We start from the raw sequence: 24627 nt of genomic DNA, 5'->3' as shown, positions 1-24627 counted from the left end.
GTTGCCTCGGCCTTGCTAAGGCCACGGGTGTCGAATATCGTCCAGCGAGCGCAAGTGTGACCAGATCGTTGTTTCGCAGTCGCCTGCGCCGGAATGTCGGGGTCCGGTGTGGCGGTGTGCGTCTCGTTGGCAGCACTGGTGCGGTTGCGCCCTCTCGGGGTCGCGGACGGCACCACAACAGGCAGAAAAGCAGAAAGAGAGCAGGATTCATGCGTTTCGGCAGGGCGGCCGCGCCGATGAGAACGAAATCGGGACGGCGAGGCGCACCTCGTGGTTGGCGTAATCGAATTCTGGCTGTCGGTGCCGCTGCATTGGCGCTACCGATCGCCGTAGGTGTGGCGGCCCCGATCGCCACCGCGGCGCCGGTGCACGCACCGGTATTGCGTTCCCCGGCAGGTGGATTCGAAGATCTGATGGTCCCGTCCAGCATGGGCCCGATCAAGGTCCAGGTGCAGTGGGCATCGCGCGGCGGCAACGCGGCGCTGTACCTGCTCGACGGACTCCGGGCCCGTGACGACCGCAACGCGTGGTCGTTCGAGACGAACGCACTGCAGCAGTTCGGCGGCGACAACATCTCCCTGGTCATGCCGGTCGGTGGTCAGTCCAGCTTCTACACGGACTGGTACACGACCAGCAACACCAACGGCCAGAAGACCACCTACAAGTGGGAGACCTTCCTGACCAAGGAGCTCCCGGCCTTCCTGGAGGGCTACGGCGTTTCCCGCACCAACAACGCGGTCGCCGGTCTCTCCATGGGTGGCAGTGCCGCACTCGCGCTGGCCGCGTACCACCGCGACCAGTTCAAGTACGCCGCCTCCTACTCGGGCTACCTGAACATCTCCGCGCCGGGCATGCGTGAGGCGATCCGCGTCGCGATGCTGGACGCGGGCCGCTACAACGTCGACTCGATGGCCGCCCCGTGGAGCCCCGCGTGGCTGCGGATGGACCCGTTCGTGTTCGCGCCGCAGCTCAAGGGCCTGCCGATGTACATCTCGGCGGCCAGCGGCCTGCCGGGTCAGTACGACAGCCCGAACTCGGCGGTCGGCGTGTTCAACACCGGCAACGCGATGGCGCTCGAGGCGCTCTCACTGGTCAACACCCGCGCGTTCCAGGCTCGCCTGTCCTCGCTCGGCATCCCGGCCACGTTCGACTTCCCGGCCCAGGGCACCCACTCCTGGAAGTACTGGGAGGGCGAGCTCTTCAAGTCCCGCAACGGCATCCTGGACGCCACCGGCGCCTGGTGATCGCTGCTTGACCCACTCAGGTCGTACCCCGCGGGGTACGACCTGAGTTGCGTTTCGGGGCAGGTGGTTTCAACGGGTATCGGGGGAGGTATCTATGTATTCACAAATCATTTGTCCCGGTAAGACCGCTTCGGCGCCGCAGCTTCCAGTACGGAAGCGGTGGCGCCGGATGCGTTGCGCGAGGCCGCAAAACGAAGATGGCGGTTTTCTTATCGTGCGTGTCCTCCCCGGAACGCGGCACACACCGGGGTAGAAAGCTCTTGTGGCAGGGATTCGGCGCGGCAGATGGGGGAGACGCGAGCGTCGTGGCGCTCGTCCGGCTCGCGGGCGGTTAGTGCTGCTCGCCACCGCGATGGTGATCCCGTTGGCGGCCGGCATCGCCCCGGCCTACGCGCAGCCTGCCCTGGCACCGGCACCCGGCCCCGCCCCGGAGGCGGTCGCCCCGGCGACCGTGCAGAAGGTGATCTGGCTGACCGACCGCAGGGTCGCGCTGTGGATCAACTCGCCGTCGATGGCCACCCCGGTCCAGGTGCAGCTGCTGCTCGCCAAGGACTGGAACACCCGGCCCGACGTGCGTTTCCCGGTGCTGTACCTGCTCGACGGCCTGCGCGCCCAAGACGACGAGAGCGGCTGGACCAAGGACGCGGGCGCCGTCGACTTCTTCGCCGACAAGAACGTCACCGTGGTGCTGCCGGTCGGCGGCCAGTCCAGCTTCTACTCCGACTGGATCCAGCCGAACAACGGCAAGACCTACAAGTGGGAAACCTTCCTGACCAAGGAGCTGCCGCCGCTGCTCGAGGGCGACTGGCGGGCCACGGATGTCCGTGGCATGGAAGGCCTTTCGATGGGTGGCACGGCCGCGATGTTCCTGGCCGCGCGCAATCCCGGCTTCGCCAAGTACGCCGCCTCCTACTCCGGCTTCCTCACCACCACCACGATCGGCATGCCGCAGGCCATCCAGTTCGCCATGCGCGACGCGGGCGGCTACGACGTCGGCGCCATGTGGGGCCCGCCGACCAGCCCGGAATGGGCCGCGCACGACCCGTACACGCAGGCGGAGAAGCTGAAGGGCGTCTCCCTCTACGTCTCCAGCGGTAGCGGCGCCACCGGCCCGTTCGACCAGGCCTCCGGCATTCCCGGCGTCAGCACCAACTACGCGGGCATGGGCCTGGAGATTCTGTCGCGGCTCACCTCGCAGAACTTCGTCACCAAGCTCGGCAGGCTGGCGATCCCCGCGCAGGTGAATTACCGCCCGTCCGGCACGCATTCGTGGCCCTACTGGGACTTCGAGATGCGGCAGTCCTGGACCCAGGCCGCGACCGCGCTCGGTATCGATCCCGGCAAGACCGGCTGTACCGTCGGCGGCCAGATCGCGACGGTGGCCGCGGCGAACAACTGGCTCGGCGACTGCCTGTCCGCCGAATACCCGGTGGCAGGCGGTGTGGCGCAGGACTTCCGGTCCGGCCGCGTCTACTTCACACCCGCCGGCGGCGCGCACCCCGTCGGCGGCATGATCGGCGGCGGCTACCAGGCCGCCCAGGGCGCCGCCGGCCCGCTCGGCCTGCCGACCGGTGACGAACGCGGGCTACCCGACGGCAAGGGCCGCATGCAGACCTTCCAGAACGGCTCGCTCTACTGGACTCCACAGACCGGCGCCCAGGTGGTGCGCGGCGCGATCCTCGACGAGTGGGGCAGGCAGGGCTACGAGGGCGGCCCGGCCGGCTACCCCGTCGCACCCGAGGTGAAGACCCCCAACCGGGACGGCGCCGTGCAGTCCTTCGAGAACGGCCCGTTCTACTACAGCGCCAAGACCGGCGTGCACCGCCTGCAGGGCATGATCCTCGGCAAGTACGCCCAAATGGGTTACGAGAACAGCTGGCTCGGCTTCCCCGCCACCGAGGAGCAGCCGACCAAGGACCTGGGCCGCTACAGCCGCTTCGAGGGCGGCAACGTCTACTGGAGCCCGCTGTCGGGCACCTGGGCCGTGAAGAACGGCCCGATCATGGACGCCTGGCAGGTACTCGGCTACGAGAACGGCAAGCTCGGCTACCCGATCAGCGACGAGTTCCCCGTCCCCGGCGGCACCCAGCAAAACTTCCAAACCGGCTTCATCGTCATCAAAGACGGAAAACCAGAAGTACACGGCCTGTAATAGTTTGGTCGCGCCTACTACTGGTTAACACCAAGCGAGACTTGCCCACTCAACTCACGCACCACGGAGCGAGTCTTACGAGCGACCCCGTTCGCGGCCCGTCCCGCGTCCAAGCTGTCGAAGCGCATGCACCGCAGGCGCGAGTCTCGACAGCTCGGACGCGGGACATCCGGGGGCCGCGAACACGCCGCGGCCACGCGGCCAACAAACACCGCTATGTTGGGGGGCGACCTCCCCCGTTTGCGAACAGATCGAGGACAGAATTCATGCAGAGGACCCGTGGCAAGGTATTCGGCGTTGTGGTGGCGATCGCCGCGACCGGCCTGCTCGCCGCCTGTGGTGGCAACGACTCGACCGCGTCGAGCACGCCGACGCTGACCCGTACCACGGCGGCGACGCAGCCGCCCGCCGCGTCCAGCACCAGTGTCGATCCCGGCCAGCAGGCGCCCGCGCCCGCGCCGGCTCCGGCTTCTGAGCAGCAGCCGCCGGCCGAGACCGTGGCGCCCGAACGTCCGCAGCCGATCGACACCCCGCCGCCCGCGGATACCTCGAAGCTCACCGACAAGGACAAGAAGTATCTCGACGCGCTCAAGCAGCAGGGCGTCACGCCATCTACCCCTGATATCGCGTTGAGCGTGGCGAATTACGTGTGCCAGGGCACCGCTTCGGGTGCTTCCGATCAGGATCTGATGACCTTCGTGACCGCGATGGCCGGTTCCGATCCGTCCTTCGATCCGGCGAAGATGCCGGTGGAGAAGGCCGGGCAGGTCTACATCAGCGCCGCTAAGCAGACGTACTGCAAGTGAACGCCCGCAGCGGTTCGGGAGCTCGCCGGTCGAGGCCGGCGGGTTGTCTGCTGTTGATCGGAATCCTGATTCTGATCATCATCGTGGTGTTGCTGCTCTGGTATCTGCTCGCCGGACTGCTGAAGCAGCCGAAGCCGGGACCCAAGCCGCCGAAGGAGCCGACCTCGCAGTCGGCAGATTGCCCGGACGTGCAGATGATCGCGGTGCCGGGCACCTGGGAGTCGAACAGCAACGACGATCCGCACAACCCGACGGCGAACCCGAATTCGTTGATGCTCAACGTCTCCAACCCGGTGGGCCGGCAGTTCCCGAAGGAACGGCTGGACGTGTACACCGTCCCGTACGTCGCGCAGTTCTCCAATCCGATCGCGTTGCCGCCGGATGGTCAGGCCTCCTACAACGACAGCCGATCCGAGGGCACCCAGCGGATGGTCGACGCGATGGCCGCGCGCTACCGCGACTGTCCGCTGACCACCTATGTGATCGCCGGGTTCTCGCAGGGTGCGGTGATCGCGGGCGACGTGGCCGCCGACATCGGCCAGGGCAAGGGGCCGGTGCCTGCGAACAAGGTGCTCGGCGTGAGCCTGATTTCGGATGGCAGGCGCACCGGTGACACCGGACCTGGCGAAGCCGTCCAGGTCGGCGCGGTGCCGCAGGGCGTCGGCGCGGAAGTCGCGCTGAAGGGTCTCAACGTTCCCGGCATCACGATGACCGGTCCGCGGCCGGGTGGCTTCGGCGAGCTGGCCCCGCGGACCTTCACCATCTGCGCGCAGGGCGACCTGATCTGCGACGCACCGCGACAGGCGTTGAGCCCGTTCAACATCATGGGCAGCGTGGGCGCGCTGGTGCGTGCGGCGGGCAATCCGGTGCACGCGCTGTACAACGGTTTCGTCGTCGAGGACAGCGGGGCGACGTCCACCCAGTGGACCGTCAACTGGGCGAACGGGCTCATCGAATCGGCGCCGCATCCGGCTCATTCGTGACAAGTCACAGCCTTTGGTCCGGTCGGCAGGCAGTACACCTAGAACTGCTCCGACAAGCGCGACTCCCGTTGGGCAGGACGCTGTAAAGTGCCGCTGGTGATCGCGACGCAGGCAACACCGACTTCGTGTTCGGGGTGGGACCGCCCTGCACCGTCGCGCCCGAATTTCCTTACAGCCAGGAGCATGAGTTCATGACAGAAGCCGCCGCACCAGCCGGTGAGTCGACCGCGCTCGGTACGCCGCTGCGCAGCTTCCGCTTCGGGGCAGCGGGCGAGGGAAACAAGCAAGAGGGTGGCGCCCGCAAGTTCATCCAGACGGCGCAGCAGGCCGAGGAGTACGGGTTCGACACCTTCTTCGTGCCGGATCACCTCGGTGATCAGATCGGCCCGATCGCCGCGCTCGGCGCGCTCACCCAGGCCACCGAGAAGATCCGCCTCGGAACCTCGGTGCTGGCCAACGGTTTCCGGCATCCCGTGGTGCTGGCCAAGGACCTGGCCACCATCGACGTGCTGTCCAAGGGCCGCCTCGAGGTCGGCGTCGGCGCGGGCTGGAAGCAGGACGAGTTCCTCGCCGCCGGCCTGCCCTACGAGACGCCCGGCATCCGGCTGGAGAAGCTGGACGAGACGTTGACCATCCTGGACGTGCTGCTGCGCGGCCAGGAGTGCAACTTCGAGGGCAAGTACTACCAGGTGCGCGGGATCAAGGGCACGCCGCGACCGCGGCAGGGGCCGCGCCCGCCGATCTGCACCGGCGGCGGTGGCCCGAAGATGCTGCGGCTGGCCGCCAAGCACGCCGACATCATCTCGATCGTGCCGGTGACCACCAAGAACGGTAAAGGCCTCTTGTCGGGTATCACGCTCGAGAAGACGATCGAGAAGGTGAACCTGATCCGCGAGGCCGCGGGCGACCGGTTCGCCGATATCGAGCTCAACTGGGCCATCACCGCCATCGTCATCACCGACGATCGCGAGAAGACCGCTGAGATGGCGCTTTCCGCGATCGAGCGTGGTCTGCACCCGGATCTCGAAGTGGACGTGAAGCTTTCGGTCGAGGACATCCTCAACTCGCCCTACGTGGCGATCGGCAGCTTCGAGGAAATCGCCGAGCAGATCCGTCGTGTGCGCCAACTCACCTCGATGTCGTATGTCGGGGTGTTTCCCACCCAGATGGACGCATTCGCCCCCGTTATTCCCCTGCTGCGAGACGAGTGAGCCGGGCTTCTCTGTAACATGACTCTGGTTTGAGTACATCTAGCCGATAGCGGTCACCGCGCAGACCGCCCAATAACTGCAGGCTGACTCGGGCACTTGGAGCCACCCGCGGGCGAAAGCGAGTCGGGGCCTCACAGGTAACAACGGCGTTGTCGCCGTCTTGCTGCGTGTGCCTCGGAGGAGAAGAAGGAATGGAAGAGACTTTCGACGACTACCTGGACGAGACCGGGAACATCCGAATTCCCGAGGATCACACCCTGGTCGATCACGTCGAGAAGCACACCCGGAACGACGCGAACACCCTGGCGTACCGCTACATCGATTACTCGCGTGAGCGTGATGGCGAGGCGCAGGAACTGACGTGGCGTGAGTTCGGCATTCGGCTGCGCGCGGTGGCCGCTCGACTGCAGCAGGTGACCAACCCGGGCGACCGGGTCGCGATCCTCGCGCCGCAGGGCCTGGATTACGTGGTCTCCTTCTTCGCCGCGATCTACGCGGGCACCATTTCGGTGCCGCTGTTCGATCCGGACGAGCCGGGGCACACCGACCGCCTACACGCCGTGCTGGGCGACTGTGAGCCCGCCGCCGTACTGACCGCCAGTTCGTCGGCGGCCGGGGTGCGGCAGTTGTTCCGCTCACTACCCTTCGCTCAGCGACCGCGCATCATCGCAGTCGACGCGATCCCGGACACCGTCGGTGAAAGCTGGGTACGTCCCGACATCGCCATCGATGACATCGCCTACCTGCAGTACACCTCGGGTTCGACCCGTACCCCGGCCGGCGTGGAGATCACCCACCGCGCGGTCGGCACCAACCTGCTGCAGATGGTCGACGCGATCAACCTGGACTGGAACTCGCGCGGCGTCACCTGGCTGCCGCTGTTCCACGACATGGGCCTGCTGACGGTGATCTTGCCCGCGGTCGGCGGCAAGTACATCACCATCATGTCGCCGAGCGCGTTCGTGCGCCGCCCGTACCGCTGGATCAAGGAACTCGCCGCGCAGTCCGACGGCGCCGGAACCTTCGCCGCCGCACCGAATTTCGCGTTCGAGCACGCCGCGGCCCGTGGCCTGCCGAAGAACGGCGAGTCGCTGGACCTATCGAACGTGATCGGCCTGATCAACGGCAGCGAGCCGGTCACCACCTCCTCGATGAAGAAGTTCAACGAGGCGTTCGCGCCCTACGGCCTGCCCAAGACGGCGATCAAGCCGTGCTACGGCATGGCCGAGGCGACGCTGTTCGTGTCGGCGACCAAGGCCGAGGACGAAGCCAAGGTCACCTACGTCGACCGCATCGAGCTCAACGCAGGCCGCATGGTCAAGGTCGAGCCGGGCACGGAGAACGCCATCGCGCAGGTTTCCTGCGGTTACGTCGCGCTGTCGCAGTGGGCCGTGATCGTCGATCCGGAGACCGTCGAGGTCGACGGCGGGCGCGAGCAGCCCGACGGCCGGGTCGGCGAGATCTGGTTGCACGGCAACAACATGGGCATCGGGTACTGGGGCCGACCGGACGAGACGTCGGCGACCTTCCAGAACAAGGTGCCGCACCGGTTGGCCGAGGGCAGCCACGCCGAAGGCACCGAGCGCGACGCGAACTGGATGCGCACCGGCGACTACGGCGTGTACCTGGACGGCGAGCTGTACATCACCGGGCGGGTGAAGGACCTGGTGATCGTCGACGGCCGCAACCACTACCCGCAGGATCTCGAATTCTCCGCACAGGAGGCCTCGAAGGCGCTGCGGCCCGGCTTCATCGCCGCGTTCTCGGTGCCCGCGAACCAGCTTCCCGCGCTCGTCTTCGACCAGGGCAGCCATTCGGGCCTGAAGTTCGACGCCGACGACGCCTCCGAGCAGCTCGTGATCGTGGCCGAGCGCGGCCCGGGTGCGGGCAAGGCGGATCCACTACCGATCGCGGACGAGGTGCGCGGCGCGATTGCGTCACGCCACGGTGTCACTGTTCGAGACGTACTGCTGGTGCCCGCGGGTTCCATCCCGCGTACCTCCAGCGGCAAGATCGCCCGGCGGGCCTGCAAGGCCGCCTACCTCGAGGGAACGCTGCGGGGTGGTTACACCCAGCAGGCGTTCCCCGATGCACCGGAAGAGTAATTGCCCAGGGGTGGCCTCGGACAGCCGACATGTCGTCCAATGTCCCAAGCGCGGCACGCCCGGTTCGCAGACAGGTAGCTTGAGGAATTGATGGCTGACAACGAGGGCTCGTCCACCCCGACGACCGAATCCCTGCCCGCCGGCGCGGATGCCGACCAGGCTTCCGCGCAGGTGGCCGCCGCCTCCACCCCGGGCGGCGCACAGACCGACATGACGGTCGCCGAGCTGCGCGACTGGCTGCGCAAGTGGGTCGCCGACGCGATCGGTCAGCCGGTCGAGCAGATCACCGTCGACCGGCCGATGGAGGAGTTCGGGCTCGCCTCGCGCGACGCCATCGCGCTCGTCGGTGACATCGAGGACCTGACCGGCGTCGTGCTCACCGCGACTGCCTACTTCCAGCATCCGACGATTGCCTCGCTGGCCGAGATGGTCATCAACGGCGAGCCGGAAACCGTCGAGGAGGCGTCCGGCGACGCCTTCTACACCGACGGCTTCACCCCGGGCGATTCGCACGATATCGCCATCATCGGCCTGTCCACCCGGCTGCCCGGCGCGGGCGATACCCCCGAGTCGACCTGGGACTTCCTCATCGGCCGCGGCGACGCCATCCGGGAACTGCCGCAAGGCCGGTGGGAAGAGTTCACGAGCAACCCGGCTGCCGCCAAGGCCATCGCCGACGGCAACACCCTCGGCGGCTACCTCGACCAAGACGTGGTCAAGGGTTTCGACGCGGAGTTCTTCGCGATGTCGCCCATCGAGGTCGAGCGGGTCGATCCGCAGCAGCGCCTGATGATGGAGCTGACCTGGGAAGCGTTGGAGCACGCCCGGATTCCGGCGAGTGAGCTCAAGGGGCAGCCGGTCGGCATGTTCATCGGCTCGTCCACCAGCGACTTCATGCTGATCGCCGCGCTCGGGCTCGGCGCCGATCAGGGGCCGAACGTGCCCGCGTCCGCGCAGGCGTACGGGATCAGCGGCAGCTCGAACGGCATCATCGCCAACCGCGTCTCCTACTTCTACGACTTCCGCGGCCCCTCGGTCACCGTCGACACCGCGTGCTCGTCGACCCTGGTCGCGGTGCACCAGGCGGTGCGCGCGCTGCGCGAGGGCGACGCCGACGTGGCGCTGGCCGGTGGCGTGAACATGATCCTGGCGCCGATGGCCACCCTCGGCTTCGACATGGGCGGCGGCGTCGCCAAGAACGGCCGGGTCAAGGCCTTCTCGTCCGACGCCGACGGCATGGTCCGTTCGGAGGGCGCCGGGCTGTTCGTGCTCAAGCGGCTCGCCGACGCCGAACGTGACGGCGACCGAATCATGGCCGTGATCAAGGGTTCCGCGGTCAACAGCGACGGCCGCTCCAACGGCCTGTACGCGCCGAACCCCGATGCCCAGGCCGACGTGCTGCGCCGGGCGTACCGGGACGCGGGCATCGTGCCGTCCACCGTCGACTACATCGAGGCACACGGCACCGGCACCCCGCTCGGCGATCCGATCGAGGCCGACGCGCTGGCCAAGGTGGTCGGGCGCGGTCGCGACGAGGACAAGCCCGCGCTGCTCGGTTCGGCCAAGACCAACTTCGGCCACCTGGAGTCCGGCGCCGGCGCGGCGAGCCTGGCCAAGGTGGTGATGGGCCTGCAGCACAACGTCATTCCGCCGAACATCAACTACGCGGGCCCCAACCCATACATCCCGTGGGATCAGTCGCACCTGAAGGTGGTCGTCGAGCCGACGGAATTCCCGCGCTACAGCGGCACCGCCACCATCGGCATCTCCGGCTTCGGCTTCGGCGGCACCAACGCGCATGTCGTTGTGCAGGAATACGTTCCGGCTTCGGCCGAGGTCGCGGCCGTTGAGCCGGTGGCCGTCGAGGCCGCGGCGGACTCCGCCGTCGCCGATCTCGACGACGAGACCACCGACGTGATCGCGGAAGCGGACGCGGTTGTCGAGGACGTCACCGAAACCGCCTCTCCTGCGGTGGAAGCTGCCGCGCCCGTCGCGGAAACCGTTGCCCCCGTTGCCGAATGGACCGCCGAGCGGACCGAGCCGCTGCCGGTGATCCTGCCGGTCTCCGGCTACCTGCCCTCGCGTCGCCGCCGGGCCGCCGCGGAACTGGCCGACTGGCTGGAATCCGAAGCGGGCCGCGATGTTTCGCTCGAGGATGTGGCACGGTCGCTGGCCAAGCGCAGCCACTGGCGTTCGCGCGGGGTGGTGCTGGCCAGCACCCACGAGGAGGCCGTCACCGGTCTGCGCGCCATCGCGGCGGGCAAGCCGGGCGCCGGTGTGTTCACCGCCGACGCGCCCGCCGTCATGGGCCCGGTCTGGGTGCTCTCCGGTTTCGGTGCGCAGCATCGCAAGATGGCCAAGCGGCTCTACCTGGAGAACTCGATCTTCGCCAAGGCCGTCGACGAGGTCGACGAGCTGGTCGAGGACGAGGCCGGGTACTCGATCCGTGAGCTGTTCCTCGACGACAGCCAGGACTACAACGTCGGCACCTCGCAGGTCGGCATCTTCACCATCCAGATCGGCCTGGCCGCGGTGCTGCGGGCGCACGGCGCGCAGCCCGACGCGGTGGTCGGCCACTCGATGGGCGAGGTCGCCGAGGCCTACATCGCCGGTGGCCTGCCGCTCGCGGACGCGGTGCGGGTGATCTGCGCGCGCTCGCGGCTGATGTACGAGGGCGAGCAGATGATCACCGACGACGACGTGCGCAACATGGCACTCGTCGAAAAGAGCGCCGAGGACATCGAAGCGCTGCTCACCGACTACCCGGACGTCGAGGTCGGCGTGTACGCGGCGCCGACCAACACGGTGATCGGCGGCCCGCAGGCCCAGGTCGAGGCGATCGTGGCGCGGGTCGAGGCGGAGGGCAAGTTCGCGCGGATCCTGCAGACCCGCGGTGCCGGCCACACCTCGCAGATGGACCCGCTGCTCGGCGAGTTGGCCGCGGAGCTGGCCGGTATCGAGCCGACCAAGTTGAAGACCGGCCTCTACTCGACGGTGCACAAGGGCGAGTTCTACCGTCCTGGCAGCGATCCGGTGCACACCGAGGACTACTGGGTCAAGAACCTGCGCGGCAGTGTGTATTTCACCAATGCGGTGAAGCTCGCGGTGGATGCCGGGCACACCACGTTCCTGGAGCTCGCGCCGAATTCCGTTGCGCTGATGCAGGTGCTGGGCACCACCTTCGCGGCGGGCCTGCACGACGCGCAGCTCATCCCGACGCTGAAGCGCAAAGAAGACGAGGCGGCCGGCGTGATCGGCGCGCTGGCCCAGCTGTACGTGCACGGCCACAAGGTCGACCTGTCCTCGCTGCTGACCGCGGGCGACTACGCCGACATTCCGCGAACCAAGTTCGTGCGCAAGGAGTTCTGGCCGAAGGTCTCGCTGGCCGCGACCGGCAACACCGGCGCACCCGGCGCACATGTGGCACTGCCGGACGGCAGGCACGCGTGGGAGGTGCAGGCCGAAGCGGCAGGCGATCTCGCCGCGCTCGTGAGTGCCGCTGCGGCACAGGTACTCAGCGATATCTCGCTCGGCGCCTCGATCGCGCACGCCGCCGTGCCCGCCGCAGGCACCCTCACCACCACGCTCACCCCGCACCCAGGTGGCGCGTCGGTGCAGGTGCACGCCAAGGAGGGCGCGAGCTTCCGGCTGCTGTTCGACGCGGTGGTCACCTCCGGCGCGCCGCTGTCCGAATCCGTTGCGGCCGAGATCGTTCCGGCCACCCGCCCGGCGATCGAATCGGCGGGTGAGGCCGACCTGGAGGTCGTGGAGACCTTCGGTGATCGATGGGACCCCAACGGCAACCAGTCACTCGACGCGCGGCTCGCGCTGATCGTCGCCGAGTCGATGGGCTACGCGGTCGAGGACCTCCCGATGGAGATCCCGCTGATGGAGCTCGGCCTCGACTCGCTGATGGCTATGCGCATCAAGAACCGCGTCGAATACGAATTCGACATCCCGCAGCTGCAGATCCAGGCCGTGCGCGACGCCAACCTCAACGAGGTCGGCAAGGTGCTGCGCTACGCCGTCGAACACCGCGAAGAGATGCAGGCGGTGGCCGCACGCCAGGCCGCGGGCGAGGAGATCGTGGTCGACAGCGAGTTCATCGCCGCGGCCCGCGCTGCGGTCGAGGCCGGTGCTGACCCGGCCGCCGCGGTCGCGGAAGCTGCTGCCGCCGAAGGTGTTTCGCTGGACATCGAGAGCACGTCGGTAGCAGCCGAAGCGGCGGAGATCGTCGCCGAGGCCGAGACTGCCGCGGGCATCACCGGTGCCGCCGCCGGTACGGCGACGCCCGCACCGGTCTCGACCGAGCAGGCCGCCGCGGCGGAAGCGAAGGTCGCGGCGATCGAGCAGTCGCTCGACAACGTGGACACCACCGCAGTCGGTGCGGCCGAAGCGGTTACCGCACAGGCGGCTACGACGGAGTCGGTCTTCGGTGCGCCGGCCTCGGCCGACGAAGACGATGTCCCGCCGCGTGACGCCGCCGAGCGACTGACGTTCGCCACCTGGGCGGTCGTGACCGGGAAGTCGGCCGGCGGCATCTTCAACACCCTGCCGATCCTCGACGAGGACACCGCCGAGAAGCTGGCGGCCCGGCTCACCGAGCGGGTCAAGGCGGAGGTCACCGTCGACGACGTGCTCGACTGCGAGACCATCGAGCAGCTGGCCGACATCGTGCGCACCTTGCAGGACAGTGGTGCAGACGTCGACGGTTTCGTCCGCCCGCTGCGGGCGCGTCCGAGCGGCTCGAATGCGGTGCCGGTCTTCGTATTCCACCCGGCCGGCGGTAACACGCTGGTGTATGAACCGCTGCTCAAGCGGCTGCCCGCCGACACCCCGATGTACGGCTTCGAGCGGGTCGACGGCGAAATCGAGGAGCGGGCCCGCCAGTACGTGCCGGAACTGCGCAAGCTGCAGGGCGACGGACCGTTCGTGCTCTACGGTTGGTCCCTCGGTGCCGTGCTCGCCATGGCCTGCGCGCAGCTCCTGCGTGCGGACGGCGCGGACGTCCGTGTGGTCGGCCTGATCGACCTCGCTATCCCGAAGGAGCCCGAGGACAACAGTCCTGAGGAGCGGGTACGCCGCATCGAGCGGTACCAGGCTTTCGCGAAGAAAACCTACGGTGTCGATGGCGAACTTCCGCCGGAGCAGCTGCATGAACTCGCGCAGGCGTCCGACGAGGATCAGATGAAGATGATCGCGGATCTGGTCAAGCTCAGCGGCACGAAGATCCCCGGCGGTGTGCTCGAGCATCAGCGCACCTCATGGATCGAACAGCGTGCGCTGCAACAGGTCCGGCCGACCCAGTACGACGGCGACGTGGTGCTCTATCTGGCCGATCGCTACCACGACGGTGCGATCGAGCTGGAACCGCGTTATGCCGACCGGCTGCCGAATGGTGGTTGGGACGAGTACCTTTCCAACCTGGAGATCGTCCACATTCCGGGCGATCACTTGCAGATCATCGATGAACCGCGGATCGGAAAGATCGGAGCCGACCTCGCCGCGAAGCTTGCGGTGATCGCCCCCTAGGGGTGAACCTGACGAAAGGGGCCACGTGAGCGAGCGCAGCGAGCGAACCATAGGCACAGTGCCTGTGGGCACAGCGAAGCCGAGCGCCAGCGAGGTGGAGCTGTGAGCACGACTGCCGAGAAGCTTGCCGACCTGCGCAAACGGATGGATCTCGCGCAGGAGCCTGCGGGTGAAGCCGGAGTGGCGAAGCGGGCGAAGAAGGGGATCCCCAGCGCCCGCGAACGGATCAACATGCTCCTCGATCCGGGCACCTTCGTGGAAATCGGTGCACTGGTGCGCAAGCCGGGTGATCCGACCGCGCTCTACGGCGACGGTGTGGTCACCGGGCACGGCCTCGTCGAAGGCCGCCCGGTGGCGGTGTTCTCGCACGACCAGACCGTCTACGGCGGTTCGGTCGGCGAGATGTTCGGCCGCAAGGTCGCCGGGATCATGGAGTACGCGGCCAAGGTCGGCTGCCCGGTGGTCGGCATCAACGACTCCGGCGGCGCGCGCGTGCAGGAGGCGGTGACCTCGCTCGCCTGGTACGCCGAGCTGGGTCGGCGCCAGGAGCCGTTGTCCGGTCTGGTGCCGCAGATTTCGATGATCCTGGGCAAGTGCGCGGGCGGCGCGGTGTATGCCCCGATCAACACCGACGTGGTGGTGGCGACCGAAGAGGCGTACATGTTCGTCACCGGTCCCAAGGTGATTCGCGAGGTCACCGGCGAGGACGTCAGCCTCGAGGAGCTCGGCGGCGCGCAGAGCCAGGCCGAGTACGGCAACATCCATCACGTTGCGCCGGACGAGAAGTCGGCGTTCGAGTGGGTGCGCGACTACCTGAGCTTCCTGCCGACCAGCTGTCAGGAGCTGCCGCCGATCGTGAACCCCGGCTTGGAGCCGGAGCTCACCGACAGCGACCGGGAACTGAATTCGCTTGTCCCGGACTCGGATAACGCCGCGTACGACATGCACGACATCCTGCTGCGCATCTTCGACGACGGCGGCTTCCACGAGATCGGCGCCACCGCGGGACGCAATATCATCACCGGCTTCGCCCGCGTCGACGGTCGTCCCGTCGGCGTGGTGGCCAACCAGCCGATGGTCTACGCGGGCGCGCTGGACGCGCGGGCCTCGGACAAGGCGGCGCATTTCGTGCGCCTGAGCGACGCGTTCGAGATCCCGCTGGTCTTCGTCGTCGACACCCCGGGCTTCCTGCCCGGCGTGGAGCAGGAGAAGATCGGCGTGATCAAGCGCGGCGGCCGGTTCCTGTTCTCCTACGTGGAGGCGACCGTGCCGAAAGTGACTGTGGTGATTCGCAAGTCGTACGGCGGCGGCTACGCGGTGATGGGCTCCAAGCAGCTCGGCGCCGACGTGAACCTGGCCTGGCCGACCGCGCGCATCGCGGTGATGGGCGCGGAGAGCGCGGTGAGCCTGATCGGCGGCAAGCAGATCGAGGCCGCGCCGGAGGAACAGCGGGCGGCCATGCGCCAGCAGATGATCGACTTCTACAACGCCACCATGGCGACGCCGTGGGTGGCCGCCGAGCGCGGCTACATCGACGCGGTCATCGAGCCCGCCAACACCCGGCTGGAACTGCGCAAAGCATTGCAGCTGCTGCGCGACAAGTCTCTGGCGCGCAATCCGCGCAAGCACCACCTGCTGCCGCTGTAGAACCGGAATCGGGCCGCATCCCGTTGGGGCGCGGCCCGATTCACCCGAGTCGGGCTACCTCAGCCGAGGCTGGCGGATTCGATGATGACGTCGTCGGTGGGCACGTCCTGGTGCCCGCCCGCGCTGCCGGTGGACACGGCGGCGATCTTGTCGACCACCTCGGTGCCCTCGATCACCTTGCCGAACACCGTGTAACCCCAGCCGGACGGGGTCGGCGCGGAGTGGTTCAGGAACGCGTTGTCGGAGACGTTGACGAAGAACTGCGCGGTCGCCGAGTGCGGGTCGTTGGTGCGCGCCATGGCCACCGTGTACTTGTCGTTCTTCAGGCCGTTGTTGGCCTCGTTCTGGATCGGCGCCTGCACGCCCTTCTGCCGCAGGCCGCGCTCGAAGCCGCCGCCCTGAATCATGAAGCCCGGAATGACGCGGTGGAAGATGGTGCCGTTGTAGTGACCCGCGTTCACGTAATCCACGAAGTTCTGCACCGTGTTCGGCGCCTTCTGGTCGTCAAGTTCCAGGACGATCGGTCCGTAATTCGTCGAGAGATTCACCTTGGTCATACCCACACCTTGCCAGCCCGCCGTCGCGCGCCTTTTGCCGGTCTCGAGATGCAGCCCGACTAACGCTTGCGGCGCGTGTCCGGGAACAGTGGCCCATGCTGGGCGTGTCCGGCGAGTCGGCTGCCTTCGTACATGATCAACTGTGATGTTTGTCCAGGTCGGCGGGCCCAAAGTTCATTTCGCATTTCAATTGATCTAGAAACGGACAACTGATCTCGCGAGAACGCGGGCGCCCCCACAACGCGATTCGGCAGTTATGCGCCGGACGCCCTCGAAACTTACGGTGCACCTAAGTCGGCCTAAAGACTCGGAGCATCGGACCAGCCTGGCCTGAAGACGTGGGGAGGTGGGGGAGCTAGCATTGCCAATCGTGCCCGACGCCGCTACTGCTGTCCTGACGAAACCGCCCTCCGTGCCAGCGGCCTCTCCGGCCGATTTCCGGACGGCGCGAATAATCGCGCTGGTCGCCGGATTGCTCGGCGCGCTGTTCGCCTTGGCCACCCCGTTCCTGCCGGTGACACAGACCACCGCGGAGCTGAACTGGCCGCAGGGCGGGACGCTCGGCAATGTGCAGGCCCCCTTGATGTCTCAGGTCCCGATCGACCTGCGCGCCACCATCCCGTGCAGCGCGGTCGCGCAGCTGCCGGAGCGCGGCGGCATGCTGCTGGCCACCGCGCCGCCGCAGGGCGACCGGGCCGCGCTGGAGGCGTTGTTCATTCGGGTGTCGGACACCTCGGTGGACGTGGTCGACCGCAACGCGGTGGTGGTGTCGGCCCAGCGTTCGGACATGGACCGGTGCTCGGTGCTGGAGCTCACCTCCGACAACACGAGCACGCACGCGGAGTTCACCGGCCTCACCCGGATGGTCGACGATCCGAAGGTGCCGGGGCAGCAGGTCGAGGTGCCGGTCGAGGGCACGATGAACAGCGACCTGCGCCCGCAGGTGGTCGGCGTCTTCTCCGAGCTCAAGGGCGCGGTGCCGGCCGGGCTGTCGTTCAACATGACGGTCGATACCAGGTTCTCCAGCAGTCCCACCGCGATCAAGCTGATCGCGATGATCGCGGCGGTGCTGTGCACCCTGGTCGCGCTCGCGGCGCTGGCTCGGCTCGACGGTAGTGACGGGCGCGGGCACCGCCGGTTCCTGCCGTCGAACTGGCTGAAGCCGACCTGGGCCGACGGCGCGATCATCGGCACGCTGCTGGTGTGGCATTTCGTCGGCGCCAACACCTCCGACGACGGCTACATCCTGAGCATGGTGCGGGTCGCGCCGCACGCGGGTTACATGGCCAACTACTTCCGCTGGTACGGCGTGCCGGAGGCGCCGTTCGGCTGGTACTACTACGTCATCCAGCTCTTCGCGGAGTTCTCCACCGCGAGCGCGTGGGTCCGAGTCCCCGCACTGCTCTGCGCCATCCTCTGCTGGATGGTGATCAGCCGCGAGGTGGTGCCGCGCCTCGGTCGCGGTGTGCGCAACAGCAAGGTCGCGCTGTGGACCGGCGGGCTGGTGTTCCTCGCATTCTGGCTGCCGTTCGACAACGGCCTGCGGTCCGAGCCGATCGTCGCGCTGGGCGCGCTGCTCACCTGGGTGTCGATCGAGCGAGCCATCGCGACCGGCAGGCTGCTGCCCGCCGGTGTCGCGGTCTTGGTCGCGGCGTTCACCCTGGCCGCCGCGCCGACCGGATTGATGTGTGTCGCCGCGTTGCTCGCCGGTATCCGGCCGCTGGTGCGGATCGTGGTGCGCAGGCGACGGCAGTTCGGCTCCGAAGGGGCGAAGTGGTGGTCGACGCTGCCGCTGCTCGCGCCGATCGCCGCGGCCGGGCTGCTGGTGCTGATCGTCGTGTACACCGATCAGACCTTCGCGGGCATCCAGGAGGCCAACCGGGTGCGTCAGGTGACCGGGCCGAACCTCGCCTGGTACGAGGACTACTTGCGCTACTACTACCTGTTCGTGGAGACCGTCGATGGCTCGCTGGCCCGCCGGTTCGCCTTCCTGGTGATGCTGCTGTGCCTGTTCACCACCATGCTGGTGTTGTTGCGGCGCAGGCAGGTTCCAGGCATCGCGAGCGGGCCGACCTGGCGGTTGATGGGCGTCGTCTTCGGCACCATCTTCTTCATGATGTTCAACCCGACCAAGTGGACGCACCACTTCGGCGCGTACGCGGGCATCGCCGGTTCGCTGGCCGCGGTGACCGCGGTCGCGGTCTCGGCCTCGGCGTTGCGAGCGCGCAAGAATCGCGCGATCTTCCTCGCCGGGTTGTTGTTCGTGCTCGCGCTGTCGTTCTCCGGCATCAACGGCTACTGGTATGTGTCCAGCTTCGGCGTGCCGTGGTTCGACAAGCGGATCTCGCTGCACGGCTACCAGTCCAACACCCTGATGCTCGGGTTGTTCGGTCTCGCACTGGCTTTGGTCGCCTGGCACTCGTTGCGTGAGGGTTACGCGAAGCCGGAGGCCTCGCCGAAGTCGGCGCGCGGCAAGCGGATTCGCAAGTTCGCCGCGATCCCGCTGACCGTCGTCGCGGCGCTCATGGTGTTGCTCGAGGTGCTCTCACTGGTCAAGGGCGCGGTCGCGCAGTACCCGGCGTACTCCATCGCCCGGTCGAACCTCGACGCGATCGGCGGCAGCAGCTGCGGTCTCGCCAATGACGTGCTGGTGGAACCGAATCCGAACGGCGGCGCGTTGCAGCCGATCGCCGATCCGGCCCATCCGCTCACCGATCCGAACGACCCGCTGGCGGGCACCGACCCGGTCGGCTTCGATCCGAACGGGGTGCCGAACGACCTGTCCGCCGACAGCGTCGAGGTGAAGCCGGGCACCGGCAACACCTCTACCCAGTCGGTCGGCGCCGCGTTCGCCGAGGGGCAGAGCGCGGGCACCGGCGGCGGTCAGGGCGCGCGCGGCGTCAACGGCAGCACCGTGGCCCTGCCGTTCGGGCTCGACCCGGCGACCACGCCGATCCTCGGCAGCTACCAGAGCGGCGTGCAGCAGCCGGCGCACCTCACGTCCAGCTGGTACGGCCTCGCGCCGCGCTCGGCGGACAAGCCGCTCGTGGTGATCTCCGCGGCCGGTCGCATCCTGTCGGTCGACGACACCGGTGACACCAAGTACGGCCAGTCGCTCACCGTCGACTACGGCAAGCGGCTCCCGGACGGCAACATCGAGAAGCTCGGCACCTACCTGCCGCGCGACATCGGCCCGTTCCCGTCCTGGCGCAACCTGCGTGTCCCGCTCGCCGAGATCGCGCCGGACGCCGATGTGGTGCGCGTCGTCGCCAACGACCCGATCCTGATCGGCGACCAGTGGCTGGCGTTCACCCCGCCGCGGATGCCGAAACTGGAGTCGCTCAACAGCTTCATCGGCCCCGACCAGCCGGTCCTGGAGGACTGGGCAGTCGGCCTGCAGTTCCCCTGCCAGCGCCCGCTCTACCACAAGAACGGCGTCGCGGAGGTCCCCGGCTACCGCATCCTGCCGGACCGCCCGCTGGCCATCAGCTCCACCAACACCTGGCAGGCCGAGGAATTCGGTGGCCTCCTCGGCTTCTCCCAGATGCTGGCGAAGTCGGTAACGGTCCCGACCTACCTCAAGGACAACTGGGCCCGCGACTGGGGCTCCCTCGAGCGCTACGACCAGTACGACCGCAGCGCCACCCCCGCCCAGCTCGAAACCGGCACAACCACCCGCTCCGGCTTCTGGTCCCCAGGCCAACTCCGAGTGTTCTAAGTCATGCACTAGAGGCGGCGGTCGATGAGTTTCATCGACCGCCGCTTTGCTGTCGACCTGGAAAGAACTCGTTCGGCGCCCGGTAGGCTCACGGCATGACGAGCGGCGCTCCCAGCGACTGGTACCGGTGGATCCCGGAGCAGATCACCGCGCGGGACTATGAGCTTCTCCCAGAAGACTTCTGCCGCACGATCGAAGTCGTCGACGGCCATATCGTGAAATGCGAGCGCCCGTCACGCCTGCACAATCGGGTGGCGCGACGCATGGCCACGCACATGGAGGCCGGGCGTAAACCGGAGCCCTGCCTTATGGTCGACACCGATGTCGACGTCCGAATCAGCGATGTTCCGTTGAGCCTGCGCAGGACCGATGTGATCGTGTATCGCTGCCTCGATGACGATGCGAAGCTCTACGCGGGCGACACGGTCCTTGCTGTCGAGGTCGTATCGCCCGACAGTTCCTTCCACACCGACACCGTGGAGAAGAAGGCCGCTTACGCCACAGCCGGGATCCCGGTGTACCTCATAGTGTTTCTGACCGAAGCAGGCGACGGCATCGAGCTGATCGAGGAATATCGCCTGTCCGAAGGTCGATACCACCTCGTCTGCCTGCACACTCGCCGCCTGACATTGGATTCACCCATCCCGGTCGACGTCGCGTTCGGTGACCTGGTGGCAGGGTAAGGCGAGTCAAGAACAGTCGACGCCGCCGAGCTCACGCCTGAGCACCTCTTGTGAGGTGCCGGCGAAGTCGGTTGTCGCCTCGACTGTTCCGACGAAAGACAGGCCGACTGGCTCGGGCGGGTCCGTGTCGTCGAAGGCCACCGTCATGGTTTCGAGCCTATCGTTCGCGAACCCCGCGATGCTGGTCATTGTCGTGGCGGGCATAGTCCGCAAAGGTGTCGCCCCTGCGTGATTCTGCTCGGGTTCGGTGGACGGTTGACCGATTTGAGACCGTGGCTCAGTTCGGTCTGTAGACCGGTCGCCGAAGAGTTGCTCAGACCTTTGTCATACGCAGACCGAGTTCGCGGCGGAGGACCTCCTGGGAGGGGAGGCGGTCGAGTACGCGCAGCACGGCGGGGCGCAGTTCGCGTTGCTCATCTGCGGTGAGCAGACCGACGAGGTCGCGCAGATCCATGTGGTCGAAAGCCGACGTCATAGTGCACAGGTTACGGATTTCTGTGGGTTTCGTCCTGCGATCGTGCGGTGTTTTTGCCGTCCAACCGGTCTGTTTACAACATCTTTGCGGCACCGCAACACCGAACCGGCTGGTCCGGTGTCGCGGAACGGCAACGGAGTCTAGCGAACCCGGATCGGATCGTCCTTGGCCAGGCCGGTCCGGGTTTCGACCGTGACGCCGATCTCAGCGGGCCGGGCGTTCGTGTCATAGGGGGTGAACTTCTCCAGGGATCCCCAGTCGCGCGACCAGTCGTGATCGAGGTAGCTGGGGATGGTTTCCGACTTCAACAGCAGCCCGGTCCAGCCGAGCGGCCCGCCGCCGATATCGTCCTGCCAGGCGTTGGACGCGTCCGAGCCGACCCGGTCGGGCAGGATGCGCCAGTTCGGCACCTCGGCGACGCCGTCGTGGTGGTCGAACGGGCGCTGGCACGGGAAGGCGAGTCCGACGTGCCAGTCGAGCAGCACCGGATTCTTCGAGCCGACAACGGAATTCAGCGTGGCCAGCTTGGGCAGCCGGGGCGGGGTGACCGCGAGCCACTGCTTCTGCGTGATGTCGTTGTCCACCGCGACCAGCCGCACCGCGTTCGCCTCGGCCGGCAGCCGGTCCAGCGGCACCCGCAGGTTGCGCCAGGACGGCGCGGGCCCGATGTCGATCGGGTCGACCGAGCCGAGCTTGCGCACCGAGCCGTCCGCCTCGTGCACGCCGTATTCCAGGTGCAGTTCCTGGCCGTAGGTGACGACGCCGTCGGCGTCGACGTGCCGGATCCGGCCCGCCGCGGTGATGGTGAGCACCTGGTAGGCCGGGTCGTGGCGCATGCTGTCGGCCAGGTCCAGGTGGTACCACTGCGAGGTCAGCGAGGCCTGCCGCTGCTCGTCCTCCTGGTAGCTGCCCATGATCGGCGTGGTCGCCGGGTCGAGGCCGAACGGCAGCGCGACGGTGCTGCCGTTGCTGCCGGTCTGTGTGGTGGTGCCGCCGCCGGTGCCCGCCCCGGTGGTCTTGGTGGTCTTGTTCTTGGAGTCGGAGTTGACCGAGTTGGCTCCGCCGGATACCGTTTCGTCCGCGTCGGCGGTGAGGTCGCTCGCGACGCCGTTGGGCGTGAATCCCTTTGATTCGGCGGCCAATCCGTCAGCGGGCGAGCCGGAGTAGGGGAGCAGCAGCGAGTTACGCGTGTCGGTCTCCACCAGCACCTCGTTCGCCAGCGCGCACGAATCTCCCTTCAACGACTGGAGATTCGACTTTGCGACGGAGTACGCGGGGTACTGCGCGACCGCCGCCTTGGCCAGCGACGCGACTTCGAACAGCACGAGCAGCGCCACCGCGATGGTCAGCGGCGCGCTCGCGAACCGATCGAAACGCCGCGGCGCGGTGCGTGGCCGGCGATACGGCTCTCGATAGTGCAGCCACACCGCGGCCACCAGCGCGACCCCGCTGAGCCCGAGGAACAGCGTGGAGAAACCCTTGCCCGCGAACAGCGGCGCCTTGTCCCACCACGGCACGCCGTAGCTGGACACATACCACCAGCCGTTCGATCCGGTGAACGTCACCGCGAGCAGGAAGAGCACCGCCGCCGCGAACAGCGCCCGGTTGCGCGGCGAGCGAATTCCCTCGGTGCCCACCGCAACCGCCGCGAGCGCGGCCAGCGACCCGGCCAAGCCCGCGTACACGCCGAAGTGGTGCGTCCACTTGGTCGGCGTGAACATCATCAGCACCAGCGACGCGAACACGATGCCGAGAATCCGCACCGACGGCCCGCGCGAGGTGCCGGGGATGCGTCCCTTGCGCAGCACCTGCAGCACGCAGACCAGCAGGCACAGCAGCATGACCAGCACGCCGAACCGGCGGGCCAGCGACCCGTCCGGCGAGAGCATCAGCAGCGAATCCCACCGCGTGCGTTCATCGAACCAGGCCACGTTCGGCCCGACGATGGTGCGCACCCGGGTGGCTTCCAGCACGGTCGACAGCGTCTGATCGGCGAAAACCACCACCAGTACGAGGGTTCCGGCGGACAGGCCCGGTGCGAGCAGCGCCAAGTAACGGAAAAGCGTTGTCACCCACGACGGTCGCGCGTCGCTGGTGTCGTGTGCGCCGGACTTCGTAGCCGGAACAGCGTCCGCGGCATCATCGAGCCCCATTGCACCCGAAGGACTTTCGGCGACCCCACCACCGGCGGCAGGAACCACCCCGCGCGCCCGCTTGATGATGATCTGCAGCACCGGCCGCGATCCCGCGATCAGCGCGCCGATGCAGATGAGCCCGGTCGGTCCGGCGGCCAGCGAGAACCCGGCGATCAACACCGCGACGGCCGCGGGCAACAACCGCCCGGTGGCAATGGCGCGTTCGATCGAACACCAGGTGAGCAGCGCACCCGCCGCGATCAGCGGCTCGGGCCGCAGGCCGTTGTCGTAAGGCAACCAGAACGCGAGGAACACCAGCCCGGCCGTCCACAGCGCGACCTTGTTTCGTCGCACCCGGGCGCCCAAGCGCGGCAACACTTCCCGGCTGATCACCAACCAGCAGGTGACGCCCGCGAGCAGGGCGGGCAGCCGCATCCACGGGCTGGCGTCGGAGATCCGGGTCATCCAGGCCAGCACCTCGTACGACCAGCCGAACGGCGCCTCGGGCACCCCGAACCAGCGGTAGTAGTTGGCCATGTAGCCCGCGTGCCCGGAGGCGCGCGCCATGTTCAGGATGTAGCCGTCGTCAGAAGTGTTGGCGCCGATGAAGTGCCACAGCCCGAGCGTGCCGAGCACCACCGCGTCGGTCGCCGTGAACCGCCACCAGTGCGCTGGCAGGAACCGGCGCGCCCGGCGCCGGTCGCTGGTGTCCAGCAGGTGCAGTGCGAGCAGCGCGATGATGGTGCAGACGACGGCCGCGACGATCGCGGCAAGCTTCAGCACCGACGGCGACGAGGAGAAGCGCGAGTCGATGTCCGCGTGCAACCGGGCACCGTCCAGCCGCCCGGCTTCGAGATCGGTGAACACCCCGACCATTTGCGGCCGGATGTCCCGAGTCACGGTGTTGCGGAACGGCGTCCCGTCCTGCCGAGTCGCACCGGTGATCTCGGTGGACGTCGCGGCGGCCGTCGAATCGACGGTGAGCGCGGTACATCCGGCCGCGGTGATCTCGGCGACGGGCGCGGACAGCAGCGGCACGTCGCGCAGCACCACCGACAGCGTGCCGTCGGCGACCGACACCACCAGCCCGGTGGCGGTCGCCTGTCTCGACGAGACCGGCACGGTGGACACCACCGTGCCCGATCCCACCGCCTGGATCAGCGAGCACGGCAGCGTCGCGCTCAGTCGCAAGGGCTGATACGACACCAGCGGCGCCTCGACGCTGCTGAGGCCGGCTTGCGGCCAGTCCAGCGTGGCCTGGTCCTGCCGCACCGGCAACAGCGGTGTCAGCAGCGCCAGCACGAATCCGAGGAGCCCGGAGACGAGGGCGATCAGGCGGTAACGGGTGAACGCTCGAGTTGATCGGTCCGGTCGCACGG

Annotated in this window: 14 protein-coding genes; 10 read left to right on the top strand and 4 right to left on the bottom strand. The window is 67.8% G+C overall.

The features are described from left to right. Positions 1 to 236: 236 nt before the first annotated feature. From ABZ942_RS08195 to ABZ942_RS08160, 8 genes are all read left to right on the top strand, one after another. Complete coding sequence (locus tag ABZ942_RS08195; RefSeq protein ID WP_357380002.1) at positions 237 to 1244, top strand: alpha/beta hydrolase family protein; 1008 nt, start codon at positions 237 to 239, stop codon at positions 1242 to 1244. Between the two features lie 352 nt (positions 1245 to 1596). Next, complete coding sequence (locus ABZ942_RS08190; RefSeq protein WP_357380369.1) at positions 1597 to 3396, top strand: alpha/beta hydrolase-fold protein; 1800 nt, start codon at positions 1597 to 1599, stop codon at positions 3394 to 3396. A 266-nt stretch (positions 3397 to 3662) separates the two neighbouring features. Then, positions 3663 to 4202, top strand: coding sequence for a DUF732 domain-containing protein (locus ABZ942_RS08185; protein WP_357380001.1), 540 nt, complete (start codon positions 3663 to 3665; stop codon positions 4200 to 4202). Continuing rightward, positions 4199 to 5185, top strand: coding sequence for a cutinase family protein (locus ABZ942_RS08180; RefSeq protein ID WP_357380000.1), 987 nt, complete (start codon positions 4199 to 4201; stop codon positions 5183 to 5185). Before ABZ942_RS08185 ends, ABZ942_RS08180 begins: the two co-directional genes overlap by 4 nt. A 191-nt stretch (positions 5186 to 5376) precedes the next feature. Beyond that, positions 5377 to 6396: an LLM class F420-dependent oxidoreductase gene (locus tag ABZ942_RS08175; RefSeq protein ID WP_357379999.1), complete on the top strand. Its 1020-nt coding sequence runs from the start codon at positions 5377 to 5379 to the stop codon at positions 6394 to 6396. Positions 6397 to 6587: 191 nt separating this feature from the next. Next, entirely contained in the window at positions 6588 to 8501 is a 1914-nt protein-coding gene (gene fadD32, locus ABZ942_RS08170; RefSeq protein WP_357379998.1) for a long-chain-fatty-acid--AMP ligase FadD32, read from the top strand. A 90-nt stretch (positions 8502 to 8591) separates the two neighbouring features. Beyond that, positions 8592 to 14033, top strand: a complete 5442-nt coding sequence (gene pks13, locus ABZ942_RS08165) for a polyketide synthase Pks13 (protein ID WP_357379997.1) — start codon at positions 8592 to 8594, stop codon at positions 14031 to 14033. A gap of 144 nt (positions 14034 to 14177) precedes the next feature. Further along, entirely contained in the window at positions 14178 to 15680 is a 1503-nt protein-coding gene (locus ABZ942_RS08160) for an acyl-CoA carboxylase subunit beta (protein ID WP_357380368.1), read from the top strand. A gap of 59 nt (positions 15681 to 15739) precedes the next feature. Here the strand turns inward: ABZ942_RS08160 and ABZ942_RS08155 are convergent, their stop codons facing one another. Further along, on the bottom strand, positions 15740 to 16243 hold the full coding sequence (locus tag ABZ942_RS08155; protein WP_357379996.1) for a peptidylprolyl isomerase: 504 nt from the start codon (positions 16241 to 16243) through the stop codon (positions 15740 to 15742). Positions 16244 to 16607: 364 nt separating this feature from the next. Here ABZ942_RS08155 and ABZ942_RS08150 point away from each other — a divergent pair, with 364 nt between their 5' ends. After that, positions 16608 to 19955, top strand: a complete 3348-nt coding sequence (locus ABZ942_RS08150; protein ID WP_357379995.1) for an arabinosyltransferase domain-containing protein — start codon at positions 16608 to 16610, stop codon at positions 19953 to 19955. A gap of 95 nt (positions 19956 to 20050) precedes the next feature. Next, a complete protein-coding gene (locus ABZ942_RS08145) occupies positions 20051 to 20638 on the top strand; it encodes a Uma2 family endonuclease (protein ID WP_357379994.1) in 588 nt (195 codons plus the stop codon). A 6-nt stretch (positions 20639 to 20644) separates the two neighbouring features. Here ABZ942_RS08145 and ABZ942_RS08140 read toward each other — a convergent pair whose 3' ends face one another. The 3 genes from ABZ942_RS08140 to ABZ942_RS08130 all read right to left on the bottom strand — a co-directional run bounded on the left by ABZ942_RS08140 (position 20645) and on the right by ABZ942_RS08130 (position 24625). Then, positions 20645 to 20827: a hypothetical protein gene (locus ABZ942_RS08140; protein WP_357379993.1), complete on the bottom strand. Its 183-nt coding sequence runs from the start codon at positions 20825 to 20827 to the stop codon at positions 20645 to 20647. A 124-nt stretch (positions 20828 to 20951) separates the two neighbouring features. Then, positions 20952 to 21113 carry a hypothetical protein gene (locus tag ABZ942_RS08135; protein ID WP_191093775.1) on the bottom strand — a complete coding sequence of 54 codons (162 nt, stop codon included), beginning with the start codon at positions 21111 to 21113 and terminating at the stop codon, positions 20952 to 20954. Between the two features lie 140 nt (positions 21114 to 21253). Then, on the bottom strand, positions 21254 to 24625 hold the full coding sequence (locus ABZ942_RS08130) for an arabinosyltransferase domain-containing protein (RefSeq protein ID WP_357379992.1): 3372 nt from the start codon (positions 24623 to 24625) through the stop codon (positions 21254 to 21256). Positions 24626 to 24627 lie beyond the last annotated feature (2 nt).

Source organism: Nocardia sp. NPDC046473 (genome assembly GCF_040645995.1).
Taxonomy (GTDB): domain Bacteria; phylum Actinomycetota; class Actinomycetes; order Mycobacteriales; family Mycobacteriaceae; genus Nocardia.
This window is presented reverse-complemented; position numbering and strand designations above follow the sequence as displayed.

Bases quoted from the DNA above. Each gene is read 5' to 3' on its own strand.
- ABZ942_RS08195 (WP_357380002.1), top strand. From the start codon at position 237: ATGAGAACGAAATCGGGACGGCGAGGCGCACCTCGTGGTTGGCGTAAT.
- ABZ942_RS08190 (WP_357380369.1), top strand. From the start codon at position 1,597: ATGGTGATCCCGTTGGCGGCCGGCATCGCCCCGGCCTACGCGCAGCCT.
- ABZ942_RS08185 (WP_357380001.1), top strand. From the start codon at position 3,663: ATGCAGAGGACCCGTGGCAAGGTATTCGGCGTTGTGGTGGCGATCGCC.
- ABZ942_RS08175 (WP_357379999.1), top strand. From the start codon at position 5,377: ATGACAGAAGCCGCCGCACCAGCCGGTGAGTCGACCGCGCTCGGTACG.
- fadD32 (WP_357379998.1), top strand. From the start codon at position 6,588: ATGGAAGAGACTTTCGACGACTACCTGGACGAGACCGGGAACATCCGA.
- pks13 (WP_357379997.1), top strand. From the start codon at position 8,592: ATGGCTGACAACGAGGGCTCGTCCACCCCGACGACCGAATCCCTGCCC.
- ABZ942_RS08160 (WP_357380368.1), top strand. From the start codon at position 14,178: ATGGATCTCGCGCAGGAGCCTGCGGGTGAAGCCGGAGTGGCGAAGCGG.
- ABZ942_RS08145 (WP_357379994.1), top strand. From the start codon at position 20,051: ATGACGAGCGGCGCTCCCAGCGACTGGTACCGGTGGATCCCGGAGCAG.
- ABZ942_RS08140 (WP_357379993.1), bottom strand. From the start codon at position 20,827: ATGACCAGCATCGCGGGGTTCGCGAACGATAGGCTCGAAACCATGACG.
- ABZ942_RS08135 (WP_191093775.1), bottom strand. From the start codon at position 21,113: ATGACGTCGGCTTTCGACCACATGGATCTGCGCGACCTCGTCGGTCTG.